The sequence below is a fragment of the Photorhabdus viridis genome (genome assembly GCF_040256935.1).
GTDB lineage: Bacteria > Pseudomonadota > Gammaproteobacteria > Enterobacterales > Enterobacteriaceae > Photorhabdus > Photorhabdus viridis.
This window is the reverse complement of the sequence record NZ_JBEJZY010000253.1, coordinates 1-503: the sequence shown is the minus strand read 5'-3', so window position 1 is coordinate 503 and position 503 is coordinate 1. Positions and strand designations below refer to the sequence as shown.

1 protein-coding gene is annotated in these 503 nt (G+C 59.0%); it reads left to right on the top strand.

The window, feature by feature from the left end; all coding sequences use genetic code 11:
* A partial coding sequence (locus tag ABR397_RS23230; RefSeq protein WP_350307763.1) for a condensation domain-containing protein occupies positions 1–503 on the top strand: 503 nt, incomplete at both ends.

Genomic DNA, 503 nt, shown 5'->3' with positions numbered 1-503 from the left:
ACCGCGTTTATCTGGCAGGGATTATCTGCACCGGCGCAGGTGGTCTGGCGTCAGGCGCCTTTATCGGTCGCTAAACTGACTCTGGACCCGGCTGACGGGCCGATTGGCGAGCAATTAGCTCACCGTTTTGACCCGCGCCAGTATCGTTTTGATCTGAGTCAGGCCCCATTGCTGCGCTTTGTGGCGGCGCAGGAAACCGATGGTCGCTGGCAGGTGCTGCAATTGCAGCATCACTTGATTGGCGACCATACGACGATGGAAGTGATGCATCGCGAAGTGCAGGTCTGTCTTGCCGGACAGGATGACAACTTGCCGGTACCGGCGCCTTTCCGCAATCTGGTGGCGCAGGCCCGGCTGGATGTCAATCAGGCAGAGCATACCCGCTTCTTTACCGACATGCTGGCTGACGTGGATGAGCCGACGCTGCCGTTTGGCCTGACCGAGGTGCATCGTGATGGCTCGCAGGTCACACAATCGCACCGGATGTTATCGCCGGCGTTAAA